Source organism: Pseudomonas syringae group sp. J309-1 (assembly GCF_032582135.1).
Lineage (GTDB): Bacteria > Pseudomonadota > Gammaproteobacteria > Pseudomonadales > Pseudomonadaceae > Aquipseudomonas > Aquipseudomonas quasicaspiana.
The window spans coordinates 20,219-39,981 of sequence record NZ_JAWHNU010000049.1 but is presented as its reverse complement, the minus strand read 5'-3'; the positions used below and the strand labels follow the sequence as shown (position 1 = coordinate 39,981).

Annotated in this window: 27 protein-coding genes; 10 read left to right on the top strand and 17 right to left on the bottom strand. The window is 56.4% G+C overall.

Annotated elements, in window-relative coordinates:
• Positions 1-125 precede the first annotated feature (125 nt).
• The 8 genes from hisG to RX972_RS22120 form a co-directional block, all read right to left on the bottom strand.
• Positions 126-761 (bottom strand): ATP phosphoribosyltransferase, encoded by a 636-nt coding sequence (gene hisG, locus RX972_RS22155; RefSeq protein ID WP_027897828.1) that lies wholly within the window; start codon positions 759-761, stop codon positions 126-128.
• A gap of 175 nt (positions 762-936) precedes the next feature.
• On the bottom strand, positions 937-2,202 hold the full coding sequence (gene murA / locus RX972_RS22150) for a UDP-N-acetylglucosamine 1-carboxyvinyltransferase (protein ID WP_027897829.1): 1,266 nt from the start codon (positions 2,200-2,202) through the stop codon (positions 937-939).
• 22 nt (positions 2,203-2,224) lie between these two features.
• Positions 2,225-2,464, bottom strand: coding sequence for a BolA family protein (locus tag RX972_RS22145; RefSeq protein ID WP_027897830.1), 240 nt, complete (start codon positions 2,462-2,464; stop codon positions 2,225-2,227).
• Between the two features lie 112 nt (positions 2,465-2,576).
• Positions 2,577-2,882 (bottom strand): lipid asymmetry maintenance protein MlaB, encoded by a 306-nt coding sequence (locus RX972_RS22140; RefSeq protein WP_027897831.1) that lies wholly within the window; start codon positions 2,880-2,882, stop codon positions 2,577-2,579.
• Positions 2,879-3,523, bottom strand: coding sequence for a phospholipid-binding protein MlaC (locus RX972_RS22135; RefSeq protein WP_027897832.1), 645 nt, complete (start codon positions 3,521-3,523; stop codon positions 2,879-2,881). The genes RX972_RS22140 and RX972_RS22135 overlap by 4 nt, the downstream gene beginning before the upstream one ends.
• A gap of 11 nt (positions 3,524-3,534) precedes the next feature.
• Positions 3,535-4,002, bottom strand: a complete 468-nt coding sequence (gene mlaD / locus RX972_RS22130) for an outer membrane lipid asymmetry maintenance protein MlaD (protein WP_027897833.1) — start codon at positions 4,000-4,002, stop codon at positions 3,535-3,537.
• Positions 4,002-4,799, bottom strand: coding sequence for a lipid asymmetry maintenance ABC transporter permease subunit MlaE (gene mlaE, locus RX972_RS22125; RefSeq protein WP_316878497.1), 798 nt, complete (start codon positions 4,797-4,799; stop codon positions 4,002-4,004). The genes mlaD and mlaE overlap by 1 nt, the downstream gene beginning before the upstream one ends.
• The gene (locus RX972_RS22120) at positions 4,799-5,608 is read right to left on the bottom strand and encodes an ATP-binding cassette domain-containing protein (protein WP_027897835.1); all 810 of its coding nucleotides are present in this window, start codon (positions 5,606-5,608) and stop codon (positions 4,799-4,801) included. The genes mlaE and RX972_RS22120 overlap by 1 nt, the downstream gene beginning before the upstream one ends.
• A 287-nt stretch (positions 5,609-5,895) precedes the next feature.
• On the opposite strand from RX972_RS22120, the gene RX972_RS22115 reads away from it, so the two are divergent.
• The 10 genes from RX972_RS22115 (at position 5,896) to RX972_RS22070 (ending at position 12,996) form a co-directional block, all read left to right on the top strand.
• A complete protein-coding gene (locus RX972_RS22115; RefSeq protein ID WP_099270961.1) occupies positions 5,896-6,870 on the top strand; it encodes a KpsF/GutQ family sugar-phosphate isomerase in 975 nt (324 codons plus the stop codon).
• 13 nt (positions 6,871-6,883) lie between these two features.
• The gene (locus RX972_RS22110; RefSeq protein ID WP_231675187.1) at positions 6,884-7,408 is read left to right on the top strand and encodes a KdsC family phosphatase; all 525 of its coding nucleotides are present in this window, start codon (positions 6,884-6,886) and stop codon (positions 7,406-7,408) included.
• A gap of 13 nt (positions 7,409-7,421) precedes the next feature.
• Positions 7,422-7,994, top strand: a complete 573-nt coding sequence (gene lptC / locus RX972_RS22105) for an LPS export ABC transporter periplasmic protein LptC (RefSeq protein WP_027897838.1) — start codon at positions 7,422-7,424, stop codon at positions 7,992-7,994.
• Complete coding sequence (gene lptA / locus RX972_RS22100; RefSeq protein WP_027897839.1) at positions 7,981-8,526, top strand: lipopolysaccharide transport periplasmic protein LptA; 546 nt, start codon at positions 7,981-7,983, stop codon at positions 8,524-8,526. The genes lptC and lptA overlap by 14 nt, the downstream gene beginning before the upstream one ends.
• A complete protein-coding gene (gene lptB, locus RX972_RS22095; protein ID WP_027897840.1) occupies positions 8,527-9,252 on the top strand; it encodes an LPS export ABC transporter ATP-binding protein in 726 nt (241 codons plus the stop codon).
• Positions 9,253-9,437: 185 nt separating this feature from the next.
• Positions 9,438-10,931 (top strand): RNA polymerase factor sigma-54, encoded by a 1,494-nt coding sequence (locus RX972_RS22090; RefSeq protein ID WP_099270963.1) that lies wholly within the window; start codon positions 9,438-9,440, stop codon positions 10,929-10,931.
• A 130-nt stretch (positions 10,932-11,061) separates the two neighbouring features.
• A complete protein-coding gene (gene hpf / locus RX972_RS22085) occupies positions 11,062-11,370 on the top strand; it encodes a ribosome hibernation-promoting factor, HPF/YfiA family (RefSeq protein WP_027897842.1) in 309 nt (102 codons plus the stop codon).
• A 12-nt stretch (positions 11,371-11,382) separates the two neighbouring features.
• The gene (ptsN, locus tag RX972_RS22080) at positions 11,383-11,847 is read left to right on the top strand and encodes a PTS IIA-like nitrogen regulatory protein PtsN (protein WP_027897843.1); all 465 of its coding nucleotides are present in this window, start codon (positions 11,383-11,385) and stop codon (positions 11,845-11,847) included.
• Between the two features lie 2 nt (positions 11,848-11,849).
• Positions 11,850-12,707: an RNase adapter RapZ gene (gene rapZ / locus RX972_RS22075; RefSeq protein WP_316878492.1), complete on the top strand. Its 858-nt coding sequence runs from the start codon at positions 11,850-11,852 to the stop codon at positions 12,705-12,707.
• A 16-nt stretch (positions 12,708-12,723) separates the two neighbouring features.
• Positions 12,724-12,996: an HPr family phosphocarrier protein gene (locus tag RX972_RS22070; protein WP_316878490.1), complete on the top strand. Its 273-nt coding sequence runs from the start codon at positions 12,724-12,726 to the stop codon at positions 12,994-12,996.
• 41 nt (positions 12,997-13,037) lie between these two features.
• On the opposite strand, the gene RX972_RS22065 is transcribed toward RX972_RS22070, so the two are convergent.
• The 9 genes from RX972_RS22065 to pmbA all read right to left on the bottom strand — a co-directional run bounded on the left by RX972_RS22065 (position 13,038) and on the right by pmbA (position 19,680).
• Positions 13,038-13,343, bottom strand: a complete 306-nt coding sequence (locus RX972_RS22065; RefSeq protein ID WP_122394940.1) for an XRE family transcriptional regulator — start codon at positions 13,341-13,343, stop codon at positions 13,038-13,040.
• Positions 13,336-13,701 (bottom strand): type II toxin-antitoxin system RelE/ParE family toxin, encoded by a 366-nt coding sequence (locus tag RX972_RS22060; protein WP_316878524.1) that lies wholly within the window; start codon positions 13,699-13,701, stop codon positions 13,336-13,338. Before RX972_RS22060 ends, RX972_RS22065 begins: the two co-directional genes overlap by 8 nt.
• A gap of 172 nt (positions 13,702-13,873) precedes the next feature.
• Positions 13,874-14,218, bottom strand: a complete 345-nt coding sequence (locus RX972_RS22055; RefSeq protein WP_316878487.1) for a zinc ribbon domain-containing protein YjdM — start codon at positions 14,216-14,218, stop codon at positions 13,874-13,876.
• A gap of 88 nt (positions 14,219-14,306) precedes the next feature.
• Positions 14,307-15,191, bottom strand: coding sequence for a ZIP family metal transporter (locus RX972_RS22050; RefSeq protein WP_122708233.1), 885 nt, complete (start codon positions 15,189-15,191; stop codon positions 14,307-14,309).
• Positions 15,192-15,220: 29 nt separating this feature from the next.
• Entirely contained in the window at positions 15,221-15,832 is a 612-nt protein-coding gene (locus RX972_RS22045; protein WP_027897850.1) for a superoxide dismutase, read from the bottom strand.
• Position 15,833: 1 nt separating this feature from the next.
• Entirely contained in the window at positions 15,834-16,295 is a 462-nt protein-coding gene (locus RX972_RS22040; RefSeq protein ID WP_027897851.1) for a hypothetical protein, read from the bottom strand.
• Between the two features lie 30 nt (positions 16,296-16,325).
• Positions 16,326-17,702 (bottom strand): class II fumarate hydratase, encoded by a 1,377-nt coding sequence (locus tag RX972_RS22035; RefSeq protein WP_099270967.1) that lies wholly within the window; start codon positions 17,700-17,702, stop codon positions 16,326-16,328.
• Positions 17,695-18,093 (bottom strand): FagA protein, encoded by a 399-nt coding sequence (locus RX972_RS22030; RefSeq protein WP_316878481.1) that lies wholly within the window; start codon positions 18,091-18,093, stop codon positions 17,695-17,697. The genes RX972_RS22035 and RX972_RS22030 overlap by 8 nt, the downstream gene beginning before the upstream one ends.
• A gap of 240 nt (positions 18,094-18,333) precedes the next feature.
• Positions 18,334-19,680: a metalloprotease PmbA gene (gene pmbA, locus RX972_RS22025; RefSeq protein ID WP_122708235.1), complete on the bottom strand. Its 1,347-nt coding sequence runs from the start codon at positions 19,678-19,680 to the stop codon at positions 18,334-18,336.
• Positions 19,681-19,763: the final 83 nt, after the last annotated feature.

Genomic DNA, 19,763 nt, shown 5'->3' with positions numbered 1-19,763 from the left:
AGCGAGAGCCTCATAGGAATGGCAAAAACTCAGGCGCCCTAAACTAGCAGTCGTTCCGCTTGGGCACCTGAGAATTCTGGCTATGAGGCGGATAGACGGGCGCAACTCAAGGTTGCGCGAGTAAGTCAGCCGCGGTGTCGCGATTCCACTGCATTGCGCAGGGTATCGATAAGCGACTGAATACGGGCGTGCTGCATTTTCATGGAAGCCTTGTTGACCACCAAGCGGGAACTGATCGTCGCGATCAACTCCTGAGGCTCCAGGCCATTGGCCCGTAGCGTGTTGCCGGTATCAACAACGTCGATGATCTTGTCAGCCAGACCAATCAGCGGTGCCAGCTCCATGGAGCCGTACAGCTTTATGATGTCGACCTGACGACCTTGCTCGGCGTAATAGCGCTTGGCAACGTTGACGAACTTGGTTGCCACGCGCAGACGGCCTTTGGGCTCGGGAGCACCGATGGCGCCTGCTGTCATCAAACGGCACTTGGCAATCTGCAGGTCCAACGGCTCGTACAGACCCTGGCCGGTGTATTCCATCAACACATCTTTACCGGCAACGCCAAGATCAGCAGCGCCATGCTCGACGTAGGTCGGCACATCGGTAGCACGCACGATCAACAGGCGCACATCGGCCTGAGTCGTGGGGATGATCAGCTTGCGGCTCTTGTCCGGATTCTCGGTCGGCACAATGCCTGCTTCAGCAAGAAGCGGCAGGGTGTCATCAAGAATGCGGCCCTTGGACAATGCGATGGTCAACATGGGAAACGTCAGTCCTTATCAGGAAGCTTTTGCCCGGACGCAATCGACGCCGGGCAAATCCTCATGCCGTATAAAAACGGGCATGAGGTGAAACGAATCAGAATTCACACGCCGCGAAACGTGCAAGACCAACGTCCGAGGCCACAAATGGCCTCAGACGCCAGTTATATGACTGCTAGCCCGGAACGCGACGAATCTTCGCGCCCAGCATCTGCAGTTTCTCTTCGATGCACTCGTAACCGCGGTCTATGTGGTAGATGCGGTCGATCAGCGTATCGCCCTGGGCAACCAGTGCAGAGATAACCAGGCTGGCCGAGGCACGAAGATCGGTAGCCATGACTGGCGCGCCTTTGAGCACTTCGGTACCGGTCACGATGGCCGTGTTGCCTTCGACCTGAATCTGCGCGCCCATGCGGTGCATTTCGTACACGTGCATGAAACGGTTTTCGAAGATGGTCTCGATTACTGCACCCGTGCCTTCAGCGATGGCGTTGAGCGAGATGAACTGCGCCTGCATGTCAGTCGGAAACGCAGGATACGGAGCTGTACGCACGTTGACGGCTTTAGGACGCTTGCCGTGCATGTTCAGCTCGATCCAGTCCACGCCGCTGGTCACTTCAGCGCCCGCTTCCTGAAGCTTCAGCAACACTGCTTCGAGGATGGTCGGATCGGTGTCCTTGACCTTGACGCGGCCACCGGTGGCGGCAGCAGCAACCAGATAAGTGCCGGTCTCGATGCGGTCAGGCATGACTTTGTAGGTTGCCGAGTGCAGACGCTTCACGCCATCAATAGTGATGGTGTCAGTACCAGCGCCTTGAATTTTCGCACCCATGGCAATCAGGAAGTTTGCCAGGTCAACGACTTCAGGTTCACGGGCGGCGTTCTGCAGAACGCTGCGGCCGTTGGCCAGGCTCGCGGCCATCATGATGTTTTCGGTACCGGTCACGCTGACGGTATCAAAGAAGAAGTTGGCACCGCGCAGACCGCCTTCAGGGGCTTTGGCCTTGATGTAGCCGCCCTCGACGTCAATGATCGCGCCCATGGCTTCGAGGCCACGAATGTGCAGATCCACTGGACGCGAGCCGATGGCGCAACCGCCTGGCAACGCGACTTCAGCTTCGCCGAAACGGGCGACCATAGGGCCGAGCACCAGAATCGAGGCGCGCATGGTCTTCACCAGCTCGTACGGGGCAATCAGCGTCTTGATCGTGCGCGGATCGATTTCCACGCTGAGTTTTTCGTCGATCACCGGCTCGATACCCATACGACCGAACAGTTCGATCATGGTGGTGATGTCGTGCAAGTGCGGCAGGTTCTGGACGGTTACCGGGCCATCGGCCAACAGGGTCGCGGCAAGAATCGGCAGGGCAGAGTTTTTCGCCCCGGAAATGCGGATTTCGCCATCAAGACGAACGCCGCCAGTAATAATCAATTTATCCATTAGAGTCTCGACGCCAAGTGGCTCAGGTGCGCTCGGCCCACGCAGCGCGGCTGAAAAATTTCATGGTGACCGCATGGATGCTGCCATCGGCAATCCAAGGGTTCAAATGCGTGTAGATCTGCTGCTGACGCTTGACCGGGCTCAGCGTAGCCAACTCGTCATTGATCACGTTCAGCTGGAAGTTGCAGCCTTCGCCTTCAACTTCGACCTGTACCTCGGGCAGCTTCCCTTCAAGGAAGCTCTTAACTTCTACGGCGTGCATGCAAAACCTCGATTGGCGACCTACGCGCGCGGGTCGGCCATCATACAAAAAAGCCCACTCAATGCGAACCCCGCAACGCAGGACCCGGACGAGGGGCTTTCATAAAGGACAATCAATGATTGTGAAGCAGTTCAGTCAACTCGGACACCTGGGCGATCTTGCGCATGTCTTCCGGCATGGAACGAATGCTCACATCTTTGCCCGCGTCACGCGCATCACGCATGAACGCGAGCAGCAAGGCCAGACCAACGCTGCTGGACTTCTCGACACCGGAGCAGTCCAGAACAACGGTCGACAACTCGCTCGACTTGATCAGCGCGGCACCCTGCTTGCGCAAGGCCGGACCGGTCGAATAGTCGAGAGTACCGGTTAACTGCAGCTCGCCCGGCGCAACGAGCTTGACGGCTGACTCGGTCATTGCGGAGCAGCTTCAGGCGCTTTCTCTTTAGCCTTGGCAACTTCACCCGCCCAGTTGTTGATCGTCTGGTCGAGGTTGTTGCCGTTACGCTGCATTGCATCGGCGAATTGATCACGGAACAGCTTGCCGATGTTAATCCCGTTAATGATCACGTTCCGTACCTTCCACTCGCCGCCAATCTTGACGAGTGTGTAGGAGACCGGATACATCGCGCCGTTGGTACCCTTGACCTGCATTTCAACGCTGGTGCGATCGGCGCCTTCAGGTTTTTCAGGCGAAACGGTGATGCCCTGGTTGTTGTATTCAAGCAGTGCGTTGCCATAGAACTGCATCAGGCTGCGCTTGAAGTTTTCCTGGAAGCGCTGAATCTGCTCTGGAGAAGCGTTGCGCGAGTACTTCACGGTCATGATGCTTTTGGAAATGCCATCGGCATCTACCACCGGACCGACAATGCGGTTCAGCGCGTCGTAAAACGCGCCCGGATTACTTTTGTACTGTTCTTTGTTGGCTGCCAGATCACTCAGCAATTCCTTGGTGGTGCGATCCACCAGATCATGAGCGGACGGTGTGGCGGCGGCATTCCCCAGCATTGGCAACAATGCCAGCAACACCAACAGACCACGGCGCACGATAGAGATCATGTAAAAGCTCCTCATTTAGCGTCTTTACTCACGGTATTGAGCAGGAATTTTCCGATAAGGTCTTCCAGCACAAGCGACGACTGCGTGTCATGGATGGTACTGCCATCCTTAAGCAACCCATCGTCGCCACCTACGCTGATACCCACATATTTCTCACCGAGCAAGCCAGCGGTCAAAATCGATGCAGTGGAATCGAGAGGCAGGTTATTCACCTTCTTCTGGACTTCCATGGTCACCCGACCTGTGAAGGTGTCGCGATCAAGATCAATCGCCGTGACCTTGCCAATTGTGACGCCAGCCATGCTCACCTTGGCTCTGACAGTCAAACCGGCAATATTGTCGAAATTTGCATAAAGTTTATAAGTATCAGTGCTGGCGCTGGAGCTCAGACCGCTGACGCGCAGGGCAAGCAGGAGCAAAGCCAGAATCCCGGCCAGCAGGAACAGGCCTACACCTGTTTCGATGGTGCGGTTTTGCATCAGAAATCTCCAAACATCAAGGCGGTCAGAATAAAGTCCAGGCCCAGTACGGCCAAGGATGCATACACGACTGTTTTCGTCGTGGCACGACTGATCCCTTCTGAGGTGGGTTCGCAGTCGTAACCCTGGAAAACGGCAATCCAGGTCACAACGAACGCAAATACGACGCTCTTGATGACGCCGTTAATCACATCATCAACGAAAGAAACGCTGTTCTGCATGTTTGACCAGAAAGAGCCTTCATAGACACCCAGCCAGTCGATCGCTACCCAGGAGCCTCCCCAGATACCCACTACGCTGAAGATCATGGCCAGCAGCGGCAGGGAAATGAACCCGGCCCACAGACGTGGCGCAACAATGTACTTGAGCGGGTCAACACCGATCATTTCCAGACTGGACAACTGCTCGGTCGATTTCATGTTGCCGATCTCGGCGGTCAATGCCGAACCTGCACGGCCAGCAAACAGCAACGCCGTAACCACAGGCCCCAACTCTCGCAAAAGCGTAAGGGCAACCATTTGCCCGACTGCCTGCTCCGAACCGTACTTGGTCAGGATGCTGAAACCCTGAAGCGACAGCACCATGCCGATAAACATGCCCGATACGACGATGATCGCCAGGGACATGACACCGACCGAATAGAGCTGCCTGACCAGCAACTGAAAGCTGCCGCCAATCGAGCTCCGGCCCAGCAAGGCGTGAACCAGAAAAATCGCCGAACGCCCTAGCACCGCCAGGATATCGATTGCGGCACGCCCGAGCAGGCGTACTCGCTCAATTAATGACTTCTTGCGCATCAGCGCTTCCCCAAAAGATCTTCGCGGTAATCCGGCGCAGGATAGTGAAACGGCACCGGGCCGTCCGGGTTGCCGGTCATGAATTGACGAATGCGCGGGTTGTCCGACCCCATCAGTTCCTCGGGTGTCCCCTGCCCCAGCACCTGACCGTCGCCAACCAGGTAGAGGTAGTCAGCAATACTCGCCGTTTCGTCCAGATCATGGGAGACCACAACACTGGTGATACCGAGCGCATCATTGAGCAGCTTGATCAGACGAACCAGCACACCCATTGCAATGGGGTCTTGCCCCACGAATGGCTCGTCGTACATGAGTATCTGGGGATCGAGGGCAATCGCACGAGCCAGCGCCACGCGACGCTTCATGCCACCTGACAGCTCGTCGGGCATCAACTCGATAGCGCCACGCAGCCCCACCGCCTGCAACTTGAGCAGAACGATGTCACGAATCATTTCTTCCGGCAGCTCTGTATGGACCCGCAACGGGAAGGCAACGTTCTCGAACACATCCAGGTCCGTAAACAGTGCGCCGCTCTGAAACAACACGCCCATATGCTTGCGTGCATCGAACAGATCGCTGCGCGACAAGGCGGGAAGGTTCTGACCGTTGACCCACACTTCGCCCGCAGAAGGCCGTAGCTGGGCGCCCATCAAACGCAGCAAAGTAGTTTTGCCACTGCCCGAAGGCCCCATGATGCCGGTGACTTTTCCGCGGGGAATACGAATATCAACATTATCGAAAATGCTGCGCGTACCGCGCCTGAAGGAAACGCCCTTCAGCTCGATCGCGTAGGCGTTATCGGCGCTCATCTAAACTCCTTGCGATACAGCCTCACGTTCAGCTGCCGAGTCCCTGGCGGGAGACATGCTGTCTCGGTGGGCAGAACAAGCCGCGGACTATACCACCGCAATAAGGCGTCGCCAAAGCGCGAAGACGATCAATCAATATCGCCATACACAATTTGCGACACTTCCTACAAATAGGCTCGACCTATCCTCATACAGAACGATTAAACGCGAAGCTTGACGATCAGACGTGAGGGAATCGCGCATTACCGCTATAATCGCCGCCTTTTAACCGGCCAACCGATTTTCACATGAACCAATCCAGCGACCTGATCCAGTCAGCACAACGCACCATCCGCCTTGAAATCGAAGCCGTGGAGGGGTTGTTACCTCATATCGACGCGGATTTCATCAAGGCCTGCGAGATGATTCTCGCGAGCAAAGGACGCGTTGTCGTGGTGGGCATGGGTAAATCAGGCCACATCGGAAAAAAAATCGCCGCCACTCTGGCGAGTACCGGCACTACTTCATTTTTTGTTCACCCAGCTGAAGCCAGCCATGGCGACATGGGCATGATCACCTCCGGTGACATCATCCTTGCCCTCTCAAACTCGGGAACAACGGCTGAAATCGTCACTTTGCTCCCCCTGATCAAACGCCTCGGCATCAAGATGATCAGCCTGACGGGAAATCCGGAGTCAACCCTGGCTGAAGCTGCCGACGTTAACCTTAATGCTCGCGTCGAGCATGAGGCCTGCCCACTGAATCTGGCTCCTACCTCTTCGACAACTGCAGCACTGGTCATGGGCGATGCTCTCGCAGTAGCACTGCTGGAAGCCCGCGGTTTCACGGCTGAAGACTTCGCGTTCTCGCATCCCGGTGGTGCTTTAGGCAGACGCTTGCTGCTCAAGGTCGAGCACGTCATGCACAGCGGCGAACAACTGCCACAAGTACAACGCGGCACTCTGCTGCGCGACGCGCTGATGGAAATGACCCGCAAGGGACTGGGCATGACCGCAGTTATCGAGGCCGATGGACGACTGGCCGGGATATTCACTGACGGCGACCTGCGCCGCACTCTGGATCGTCCGATTGATATTCGCCTGGCAACCATCGATGACGTGATGACCGTTCACGGCAAGACAGCCCGCCCTGAAATGCTCGCGGCTGAAGCATTGAAAATCATGGAAGATCACAAGATCGGTTCACTCATCGTCGTTGACGAAAATGATCATCCGGTCGGAGCTTTCAACCTGCAGGACCTGCTGCGCGCAGGCGTCATGTAATGGAGATGCGCAAATGACTACCGATCTGCTGCAACGCGGCAAAAATATCAAACTGGCCATCTTCGACGTCGACGGCGTACTGACCGACGGTCGCCTGTACTTCCTTGAGGACGGTAGCGAATTCAAGACTTTCAACACGCTGGACGGCCAAGGCATTAAAATGCTGATCGCCTCTGGCGTGGCAACGGCCATTATCAGCGGCCGCAAGACCCCAGTGGTTGAACGCCGGGCAAAGAACCTCGGTATTGAACATCTTTATCAGGGCCGTGAAGACAAGCTGGTGGTTCTCGACGAACTACTCGGCCAACTCGGTCTGAATTACGAACAGGTCGCCTATCTGGGTGATGATCTGCCAGACTTGCCAGTCATTCGGCGTGTCGGCCTGGGCATGGCGGTGGCCAATGCCGCTACTTTTGTCCGGCAACATGCCCATGGCATTACCCTGGCGCGCGGTGGCGAAGGCGCAGCGCGCGAGTTCTGTGAATTGATCATGAGCGCCCAAGGCAGTCTTGAAGCCGCCCACGCAGCCTACTTATAGACAGAAGCCATTTATGCTTAGCAAACGAATTCGAACGTTTCTGATCCTCGGTGTGCTGGCATTTTTGCTGGCCGCCGCAGGCTATTGGAACATCAGCCCGGAAAGCTTCATGGAGCAACCGGCTGCTACGGTGGACGAAAGCGCCATCGACTTTTACGCAATCAATGCTCACAGCGTGCAGTATCTGCCGGATGGCAAGTTGCAGTACGAAATGACGGCCGACAAGGTCGAGCATATCAAGGCCACCGATGTGACAATGCTGACCACGCCAGACTTGCAGATGTACCGTGGCACCCTGTTTCCCTGGCATATCCAGAGCAAAACGGGTGAGGTTTCCCCTGGTGGTGAGCAAGTCGAACTGATTGACTCGGTTCGCATAGCAAGAACCGACGAGAAAAAACGTACGACCATAATTACCAGCAGTCGAATGACCGTATTCCCGCAGAAGCAATATGCGCAGACCGAGCAAGCCGTTAGAATCGACGGCGCGGGCGGTGTGACTACGGCCAAGGGAATGAAAGCGTATTTGAACGACGGCAGGATGGACCTGCTATCTAATGTAAGAGGACAGTATGAGGCTCGTTAAAACCCTTCCTTTTTTGCTTGGCCTGGGTGCAGCACTGGGAAGCGCGAGCGCCTGGTCCCTGCCGACTGATCGCGATCAGCCGATTCACATTCAGTCCGACGACGCACAACTCGACGACAAGAAAGGCGTTGCTACCTACAAGGGCAACGTAATCATCACCCAGGGCTCGATGAAGATCACCGGTAATACCGTGACCATCACACGTAATGCCCAAGGCGAAGTCGACGTGTTCACATCGGTCGGCAACCTGGCTTACTACGAGCAGAAGCCGTCTGTAGACAAACCTATCGTTCAAGCCTACGCGATCACCATCCAGTACTACGCTGCGCAGGATCGTATCGTGCTGATCGACAAGGCCAAGGTTATCAATGACGGCAACACGTCCGAAGGCGAGAAGATCGTGTATGACACGGTCAAGCAGATCGTCAGTGCCGGTCGTGCCAATGGCGGCAGCAAGGTGACCACGCCACGCCCGCGTATTGACATGGTTATCCAGCCGAAAAAGAAAACCGACCAGCAGAAGGCCCAGTAAATGGCGACGCTGAAAGCCCAGCATTTGGCTAAGAGCTACAAGGGCCGTCAGGTCGTTCGCGATGTGAGCCTGTCCATCGAAAGCGGCCAGATCGTTGGATTGCTGGGGCCTAACGGCGCTGGCAAGACCACTTGCTTTTACATGATTGTCGGCCTGGTTCAGGCGGATCAGGGGCGAGTGTTGATCGACGACCTGGATGTAAGCCACCAGCCCATGCACGGCCGTGCACGTGCCGGTATTGGCTACCTGCCACAGGAAGCCTCGATCTTTCGCAAGTTGTCGGTAGCCGACAACATCATGGCGATTCTCGAGACCCGTCAGGAACTGGACCGGGATGGACGCCGCAAGGAGCTGGAAAGCCTGCTGCAGGAGTTCCACATCACCCATATCCGCGACAATATGGGCATGAGCCTGTCTGGTGGTGAGCGCCGCCGCGTAGAAATCGCACGCGCACTTGCTACCTCACCGAAATTCATTCTGCTCGACGAACCATTCGCAGGTGTGGACCCGATTTCCGTAGGCGATATCAAACAGATCATCCACCATCTGAAAGCCAAGGGCATCGGCGTGCTGATCACCGATCACAACGTTCGTGAAACTCTGGACATCTGCGAGACAGCCTACATCGTCAATGACGGGCAGCTAATTGCCGAAGGCGACTCGGAAACCATTCTCGCAAATCAGCTGGTGAAAGAGGTCTACCTCGGTCACGAGTTCCGCCTGTAAAAAGAACTGCGGTGCCCGGCTTTAAAGGCGGGCATGCCTGGTTGTTGGTGCTGATGGTTATTAAATGCCAGCATCCCCTAGGCAAACACTTCAGTTTCAGGCATATAATTTGCTTATGTACGCGCCCAGGCGCTCGGTAGTGGATGGCGCATGTGCGCCGGCGAATAAGGTGTTAAGCCCCAGCCATGAAACCATCGCTAGTCTTGAGAATGGGCCAGCAGCTGACGATGACGCCGCAGCTGCAACAGGCCATCCGCTTACTCCAATTGTCGACACTGGACCTCCAACAGGAGATCCAGGAGGCACTGGAGTCGAACCCTATGCTGGAACGCCAGGAAGAAGGCGACGATTTCGACAACGCTGATCCACTGGCTGACAACGTCGAGCAGAAACCTAATCCTGATGTCCAGGAGCCGACTTATCAGGAGCCGGCGCCTACTGTGGACAACCTTGAAGAGGGCGACTGGAGCGAGCGCATCCCCAACGAGCTGCCCGTCGACACCGCGTGGGAAGACGTCTACCAAACCAGCGCCAGCAGCCTGCCCAGCAACGACGATGACGAATGGGACTTCACCACTCGCACTTCTGCCGGTGAGAGCCTGCAAAGCCATTTGCTCTGGCAGTTGAATCTGGCGCCGATGTCCGACACCGATCGCCTGATCGCCGTGACGCTGATCGACTGCATCAACAATCAGGGTTATCTGGACGAGACGCTGGAAGAAATCCTCGACGCCTTCGATCCCGAGCTTGATATCGAGCTCGACGAGATTGAAGCCGTGCTCCACCGCATCCAGCAGTTTGAACCCGCCGGCATCGGCGCGCGCAACCTTAGCGAATGCCTGCTGCTGCAACTGCGTCAGCTACCTGCAAAAACCCGTTGGCTCAGCGAAGCACAGCGCCTGGTCAGTGACTACATCGACCTGCTGGGGAGCCGCGACTACTCACAGCTCATGCGCCGCATGAAGCTCAAGGAAGATGAACTGCGCCAGGTCATCGAACTGGTGCAAAGCCTCAACCCTCGCCCGGGTTCGCAAATCGAGTCCACCGAAGCTGAGTATGTGGTACCGGACGTCATTGTGCGCAAGGACAACGAGCGGTGGCTGGTTGAGCTCAATCAGGAATCGGTCCCACGCCTGCGTGTTAATCCGCAATACGCCGGGTTTGTCCGCCGCGCTGATACCAGCGCCGATAACACCTTCATGCGCAATCAGCTGCAAGAAGCACGCTGGTTCATCAAAAGCCTGCAGAGCCGCAATGAAACCCTGATGAAAGTGGCGACACAGATCGTCGAGCACCAGCGCGGCTTTCTTGAGTATGGCGATGAGGCGATGAAGCCACTGGTCCTGCATGACATTGCAGAGGCCGTAGGCATGCATGAGTCGACCATTTCTCGTGTAACCACGCAGAAATTCATGCATACCCCCCGTGGTATTTACGAGTTGAAATATTTCTTCTCGAGCCATGTAAGCACCTCCGAGGGCGGTGAATGTTCATCCACAGCCATTCGGGCGATCATCAAAAAACTAGTTGCAGCGGAAAATCAGAAAAAGCCGTTGAGTGACAGCAAGATCGCTGGTTTACTGGAGGCACAAGGCATTCAAGTAGCCCGTCGCACAGTAGCCAAATACCGCGAATCTCTTGGCATTGCGCCGTCGAGTGAACGCAAGCGACTGATGTGACGAGAGGTACAGTAGCAACCGTGCGAGCTTTGGCCCGAGGCGGTTCTACACAACCCGGTTGCTAGCCACAGCGTTCCAGTGGCAGGCAAACGCCTGCCTCTTTATGCACTGGCAATAAGGAGAAAGCGGTATGCAAGTCAACATCAGTGGACATCAACTGGATGTGACCGACGCCCTACGCGACTACATCACCGAAAAACTCGGACGACTGGAGCGCCACTTCGACAAGATCACTAATGTGCAGGTCATCATGGAGGTCGAGAAGCTCAAGCAGAAAATCGAAGCCACCCTGCACATCCCCGGCTCAAAGGTCGTCGCCAATGCGGAACATGATGACATGTACGCGGCAATCGACCTTTTGACCGACAAGCTGGATAGACAACTGCTCAAGCATAAGGAAAAGCAGCTAAGCCTCCTTCAGGGTGCAACGGCTCGCTGATACCCCCAAAACATGATCCGACTAGAAAATATCCTGACCCCCGGCCGTTCACTCGTGAACGTGCCGGGCGGCAGCAAGAAAAAAGTCCTCGAACAAATTGCCAACCTGATCGGCAAAGAAGTGCCTGATCTGGATTCGGACGACGTGTTTTCGAGTCTTATCGCCCGTGAAAAGCTAGGTTCTACCGGCTTTGGTAATGGCATCGCCATTCCGCATTGTCGCTTGAAGGGGTGTGAATCCCCTATCAGCGCGTTGTTGCACCTGAACGCTCCTGTAGATTTCGACGCTATCGATGGCGCCCCCGTTGACCTGCTGTTTGTTCTGCTGGTCCCGGAAGCGGCTACCGATGCACACCTGGAATTACTGCGCCAGATAGCCAGCATGCTCGACCGCAAAGAAGTGCGTGAACGCCTGCGTAGTGCCCCGAGCAATGAAGCCCTTTATCAGGTCGTACTGGACGAGCAAAACGGTCATTAATCATGCGCATGATCATTGTGAGCGGTCGCTCAGGCTCCGGCAAAAGTACCGCGCTGGACGTTCTGGAAGACAGCGGTTTTTACTGCGTTGATAATCTCCCTGCGGGCCTGCTTCCCGAGCTTGCCGAGCGCGCGCTGATCAACACCGAGCTGGCCGAACCACTGTTGGCGGTGTCTATTGATGCACGGAACCTGCCTAGCCACCTGACCCGCTTCCCACAGATGCTGGAAGAGGTTCGTTCACGCAATATCCAGTGCGATGTACTTTACCTGGATGCGGATGAATCAACGCTCTTCAAGCGGTTCTCGGAAACCCGTCGCCGTCATCCTCTGAGCAACGCAGACCGCTCGCTGGCCGAGGCCATTCGGGACGAGACCACATTGCTGGGGCCGATCATTGATCTTGCCGACCTGAAGATCAACACTACCCACCTGAATCTCTACCAGTTACGCGACACCCTCAAGCTTCGCTTGCTGAACAAGCCAGAGCCAGGCACAGCCTTCCTGATTGAGTCTTTCGGATTCAAACGCGGCATGCCAGTGGACGCCGACCTGGTATTCGATGTGCGCTGCCTGCCAAATCCTTACTGGAAACCTGAACTGCGAGAGAAATCAGGCAGGGATCAACCCGTTATCGACTACCTTGCTGCACAGCCCGATGTAGAGGAGATGTTTCAGGACATCTTCACGTATCTCAACAAGTGGCTGCCGCGCTTTGCTGCCAGTAACCGCTCGTATGTGACTATCGCCATCGGCTGCACTGGCGGTCATCACCGCTCGGTGTACCTGACCGAGCGCCTGGGTCAGGTCCTGCAACAATCCCTCAAAAACGTTCAGGTTCGCCACCGCGACTTAAGCTGAAAGGACTTCCCCTGCGATGCCCGCTCTTAAAATCACCATTATCAACAAGCTGGGCCTGCACGCCCGCGCAGCCGCCAAATTCGTCGGAGTCGCCGGCAAGTTCCCCTGCCAGATCCGCGTGGGTCGCTCACCGGAAAGCATGGTGGATGGTAAAAGCATCATGGCGGTGATGATGCTCGCCGCTGGCAAAGGCACGGATATTCACCTTTCGACCGAAGGCGAGCAAGAGCAGGCTGCGCTGGATGGTCTGGTTGAGTTGATCAAAAACAAGTTTGATGAAGGGGAATAGTCGTTGAGCTCGGCGCGCCACAGCCTTTTACACTAACGCCCTCAACTCGCGAAATTTTCGATCTTGACCTGCCCATCCGGGAAAGTAGCGACAATCTCCAACTCTCCGCCCATCGCACGGATGTAATTGCGCAAAGTGCTGATGTACATATCCGTACGACGTTCCATTTTCGAAATAGCCGCCTGATTGACGTGCAAAGTCTTGGCTAGAGTCGCTTGGCTCAAGGCTTTTGCTTGACGCAATTCGTGAAGCGGCATTTGCTCAAGGTGCTCTTGATACAACCGATCAGCAGCGGCCCGGGACTCAGGCGACATACGCGCTTGCAGTTCGGAGAATTTTTTAGCCATCTGTAAGACCCTCTGTACGCAATGTTTCAAGGTGCTCGCGGTAAAGAGGCTCAGCTAAAGGCACATGCTCATCGTACCAGCGGTTCTGCCCGGTTTTGTCCCCACCAATCAGCAATAAAGCGCAACGCCTGGGATCAAAGGCATAAAGAACCCGGTAAGGCCGACCGGCGTGCTGAACGCGAAGCTCTCTCAGAATGCCAAGACGCGCCCCGCTGATCCCACTGCTGTGTGGAAATCGTAGAGAGGGACCGAATTGCCCCAGCAGCCTGACGCTTGATTCAACACTGGCCTGTTCGTCCTCCCCCAAACCGTCCCACCAGCATTCAAACTCATCTGTGTATTCAATTTCCCAATTTATAGAAGAACTATGAAACGGTGAAAATATAACCTCAACGGAATATATCAGCGAACGCTAACAGAAACCTCCGTAATTCATGTAGGAATTGTTCGTATATCTATACGGCACCTAAAAAAAATCCGGTCCCTTTCGGGTCCGGACTCTTCATCATTAAAAGGGCTTACTCGAAACCTTACCCCTTCTTCACAAACTCCGACTTCAGCTTCATTGCGCCAATGCCGTCGATCTTGCAATCGATGTCGTGATCGCCATCCACCAGACGGATGTTCTTCACCTTGGTACCAACCTTCACGACCAGCGAGGAGCCTTTGACTTTGAGGTCCTTGATGACGGTGACGGTATCGCCGTCTTGCAGGGTGTTGCCTACCGAATCCTTGATGACTATTACGTCATCAGCCGCTTCGCTGCTGCCGTCGGCAGACCATTCATGCGCGCATTCCGGGCAGATCAGTTGAGTACCGTCTTCGTAGGTGTATTCGGAATTGCATTTCGGGCAGGCAGGTAAGCTCACGGACATTCTCGCGTCGAAGGGTAAAAACCATGGATTATAAGTGGTTTTTCAAGTGCAAAGGAGGCGAATCTCACTTCGCCGCCTCGCCCACCCTTCAAGCCAGGGCTGTGTCCATCACCATCATCAGGCAGAACCCCGCAATCAAACCGAGGCTGGCGACTTTATCGTGTCCGTTACGGCGCGACTCCGGGATGATCTCTTGAGTGACCACCAGCAACATGGCACCCGCAGCAAACGCCAGCCCTAGCGGCAACAACAACTCGGCGATTGCTACGAGCCAGGCGCACAACAGGGCGAAAACCGGCTCAACCAGACCTGAGGCAGCGCCGATCAGAAATGCCTTGAAGCGCGACATCCCTGCCCCCGCCAGCACCAACGCAATGACCAGTCCCTCGGGCACATCCTGTATCGCGATGCCCATGGCGAGACTGTCAGCGTCGGGCAAACCGCCGCCAGCGGACACACCAATAGCCATGCCTTCAGGGATGTTGTGGGCAATGATCGCGATGACGAACAACCAGATTCGCGGCGCAATTGCAGGAAGTTCTCCACCGCTCAGAGGCGAACCTTTGGAGACGATATGGTCAACCACAAACAAGCCGACAGCCCCGAGAAAAATACCAAGGCTGACAAGCCCGCCAGCACCCCACGGGGAAAATCCAAGGCTTTCAGCCGCCGCAAGGCCAGGCACGATCAGGGAGAACGCGGTCGCTGCCAACATCACTCCTGCACCGAAGCCGAGCAAACCATCGGACACCGATGCAGGCATGCCCCTGATGACCAGCACGGGAACGGCACCTAACGCGGTGCCCAGAGCACAAATCGCTCCGCCCTCAAGTGCCCGCATCAGGCGCGGTTCAAGATTCAGCCACTCAAGCGCATGAGCGACCAGAAGCGCCATACCTGCCAACAGCAGAACCGATCCCAGTGCCAGGCGAAACAACCGCCCGCTGCTGACGGTGAGTATTTCCGTGCGCATAAACTGCCCTGGATCTGATTATTGGGAGATCAGACCAGAGCGGCCTGGTAACGACGAGCGACTTCAGCCCAGTTGACGACGTTGTAAAACGCGTTGATGTATTCCGGGCGACGGTTCTGGTAACGCAGGTAATACGCGTGCTCCCACACGTCCAGACCCAGAATCGGCGTGTTGCCGTTCATAAGCGGGCTGTCCTGGTTACCGCTGCTCTCAACCACCAGTTTTTTCTCCGGGGTCACGCTGAGCCAGGCCCAGCCACTGCCGAAACGTGTCAGTGCTGCCTTGGTGAAAGCATCCTTGAATTGCTCGAAGCCACCCAGTTGCTCATCAATCGCTTTTGCCAGTGCACCGTCAGGCGAGCCGCCACCGGTTGGGGTCATGACATCCCAGAACAACGAATGGTTGGCGTGCCCCCCACCCTGGTTGATGACCGCAGGGCGCAGCTTCTCGGGAAGTTGAGCGACAGATGCCACCAGCTTCTCGATTGGCCACTCAGCCCACTCAGTACCTTCAACTGCCGCGTTCAGGTTATTGATGTAAGTCTGGTGGTGCTTGCTGTAGTGAATCTCCATGGTCTGCGCATCGATGTGCGGTTCCAGGGCATCGTAAGCGTATGGCAAGGCAGGCAAAGTAAACGGCATATCAATGTACTCCGTAGAAAAGGCCGGAAGTGGCTGCGGCATTGCGTTGTAATGACGAGCGCGAATGCTCGCCGCCACTGTTCAACAGGCGATGGGTGCGCGGGTATTCACCGTGCTCGCTGATAAAATTCAGCAGCTCGGCGTAGGTTTTGCTGCTATGGCGCAACGCAGCCTGACGCAAGGCTGGCGGCAGACGTTGCTCTTGCATGACCCGCAACAGGTGCTGATGGATCGCGCACAGGTACTCCGCGCTCTCCTCCGGCTGGCCCAGACTCAAATGCAGGTCGGCAAGGTTGTGATGGGAAATGACGCAAGCGGCCACCGCTTCATCAGGATTGGGCCAGCGCTCGAACAACACCTGAGCCAGCGCCAGCGCCTGCAGATACAACTCGCGGGCGTCAACCAGCTCACCGAGATTGAAACAGCGATTGGCTTTTTCGATTGTGCGTTTCCAATGCTCCATGGCGCGACTCCTCAAGCGATGGCCGACGGGTCAGATCCCGCCAGCAGTGAGTTTTTCCGGATCCAGCAATGCCTCCAGTTGGCTGCGCTGCAGGTCGGTGTGTTCAAGGGCGACGTCGATGATCGGGCGCCCCTGTTTGTAGGCCGTCTTGGCGATTTCGGCGGCCTTCTGGTAACCAATGATCGGGTTCAGGGCAGTGACCAGAATCGGGTTGCGCGACAAGGCTTCCTTGAGCTTCGCTTCATTGACCTTGAAGGTCGCGATGGCCTTGTTGGCCAGCAGTCGGCTGGAGTTGGCCAGTAGCTCGATGCTGCTCAGCAGGTTTTGCGCAATGATCGGCAGCATCACGTTCAACTCGAAGTTGCCCGACTGCCCGGCGACCGTAATCGCCGCGTCATTGCCAATGACCTGTGCCGCCACCATGGCTGTGGCTTCCGGGATCACCGGGTTAACCTTGCCCGGCATGATCGACGAACCCGGCTGCAAAGCTTCCAGTTCAATCTCTCCCAGCCCGGCCAGCGGACCGGAATTCATCCAGCGCAGGTCATTGGCGATTTTCATCAGCGAAACCGCAGTTCCCTTTAGCTGGCCAGACACAGCAACGGCAGTGTCCTGGGAGCCGATCAACGCGAACAAATCCTTGCCGGGCACAAAAGCTACGTTACTCAAACGGCTCAAATGACTGCTGAAACGCTTGGCAAACTCCGGATGCGCATTGATTCCGGTACCCACGGCGGTGCCGCCCTGAGCCAACGCCTGCAGGCTTGGCAGCAAGGCCTGGAGATGTTCGATATTGGCGCGAATCTGCTGAGCCCAACCGTTCAGCACCTGACTCATGCGCACCGGCATGGCGTCCATCAAGTGTGTGCGGCCGGTCTTGATGAAGGGGTGCACCTCATCAGCCTTGCGCTCGATCACGTCGACCAGATGGGTCAACGCCGGTAATAGCTGCTCGTGCAACGCCAGGGCGGCACTGACGTGAATAGTGGTCGGGATAATGTCGTTGCTGCTCTGGCCACAATTCACGTGGTCGTTGGCGTTGACCTTGTCGCCCAGTACGCGGCTGGCAATGGTAGCGATGACTTCGTTGGCGTTCATGTTGGTGCTGGTGCCGGAACCGGTCTGAAACACGTCCACCGGAAAGTGCGCCATGTAATCGCCGCTCAGCAATTCCTGACAGGCACTGACAATCGCTTCGCTCTGCGCGGCCGTTATCTGCTCCAGCTCAAGGTTCGCGTGCGCGGCGGCAGCCTTGGCGAGCAATAGTGCACGGATGAACTGCGTTGGCATGCGCAGGTTACTGATAGGGAAGTTATTCACCGCACGCTGGGTCTGAGCGCCATACAGGGCCTCGGCCGGGACCTGCAATTCGCCCATGCTGTCGCGTTCGATACGGGTATTACTCATCGGAATTTCCTTGCACCAGTTCAGTAGGAGAGATCGAGGGCTGCAGCAGGCATGTCGCCAACTGCCAGCTGTAGGCCTGCCAGCGTTGTTGGTCGGCCGGGGAGTTGATGAGGGACTTGAGATCGCGCAGCGGACGCCAGGCCTGATCGACGCAAAGACAGCGCCAATGCCAGGGCAAAACCGTATCGCGAGCAGTGTCGATGAGCAGCCGGAAGGAGGTTTCAGCGATCATTCGCTGAGGCGTAGCGGTGAAGCGAGCCAGATAACGGCCTTCGGCGAGGTAGTGGTCAATCAGCCGTGGTTCGTCAGGCTCAAGGGCACAACGAATTCTGAAACTCATCCCGCGCCAGTTTTCCAGGTGTGCAGGAAGTGCGTGCAAGACAGGACCCATGACCACGGCTCATCCAGATAATGATATTCATTATTAAATGATATTGAGAATCAAAACAACCGTAGAGGGTGAAGGGATTTAGAGGGGGAGGAGAATAATCGTCGGAACGGCATGTTTTTTTGTGGGAGCTGAGCTTGCTCGCGATAAGGCTGGACACGGTTCACTTCAGATCGCATCCAGCCTTATCGCGAGCAAGCTCAGCTCCCACAGAGACAAAGGTGGGTGCGGACAACTTTTGTATCAGCTACCGGCGACAGTCATCCGTTCGATCAACACAGAGCCCGTGCGAATGTTGCTACGCAACTCAAGATCACTGCCAACGGCAACGATTTGCTTGAACATGTCACGCATGTTGCCGGCGATGGTCACTTCCTGCACCGCGAACTGGATTTCGCCGTTCTCGACCCAGAAACCGGCCGCGCCGCGGGAATAATCACCGGTCACCATGTTCAGGCCGCTGCCCATCAACTCGGTGACCAGCAGCCCGCGGCCCATGCGGCGGATCAGCGCTGCCTGGTCTTCAGTCCCGTGGGTGACGAACAGGTTATGCACGCCGCCCGCGTTTGCGGTGCTTGGCAAGCCCAGCTTACGGCCAGAGTAGGTGCTAAGAATGTAAGAAACCAACTCGCCATTTTCGACGAACGGTTTGGCATACGTTGCCAGACCATCACCGTCGAACGCCGAACTGCCCATGGCGCGCATCAAGTGCGGCCGTTCGTCAATGGTCAGCCATTCAGGAAACAGTCGCTGACCGATGGAGCCCTCGAGGAACGACGACTTGCGATAAAGATTGCCGCCAGAAATCGCCCCGAGGAAACTGCCGAACAGTCCACCGGCCAGCTCGGCCGAAAACAACACCGGCACTTCGCACGTCGGCACTGGACGCGCGCCCAGGCGGCTGGCTGCCCGCTCGGCAGCTTTGCGACCGATGCTCTGCGGATCAGCCAGCAACTCACCCTGGCGACTCACGTCATACCAGTAATCGCGCTGCATCTGGCCATCGCCTTCAGCGATCATCACGCAGCTCAGGCTGTGGCGGGTCGAGGCATAACCGCCGATAAAGCCGTGGCTATTGCCGTACACGCGGCAGCCCTGATGGGTATTAAGCGTTGTACCGTCGGCGTTCTTGATCCGGCTATCGGCGTCAAAAGCTGCTGCTTCGCAGATCAAGGCTTTCTCGATGGCCTGTTCGGGGGTGATATCCCAAGCGTGAAACAGGTCAAAATCCTGCTGCTCCCTGGCCATCAGCGCAGCATCAGCGAGGCCTGAGGCTTCATCTTCAGAAGTATGTTTAGCGATGGCGAGCGCGGCGGCGACAGTCTCACGAATTGCATCAGCGCCACTGGCCGAGGTACTGGCAGAGCCTTTACGCTGGCCTACGTACAAGGTAATGCCGAAACCCTGGTCACGATTGAATTCGACGGTTTCCACTTCGCGCTGACGAACCGAGGTCGACAGACCCTGCTCCAGCGACACAGCGACTTCGCAGGCACTGGCACCCTGACGCCTGGCTTCGGCAATGATTTGCTCGACTTGTTCCTGCAGTGCGGGCAAGGCCTGTGGGCCGACGCTTTGTGATGCACTCATGACTTTCTCCATCAAATTCTGCTTTCGGCACGAGCCGAATACCGAGCGGGCCGGACAAGAGGCCCATGACTGGTTATCATGGC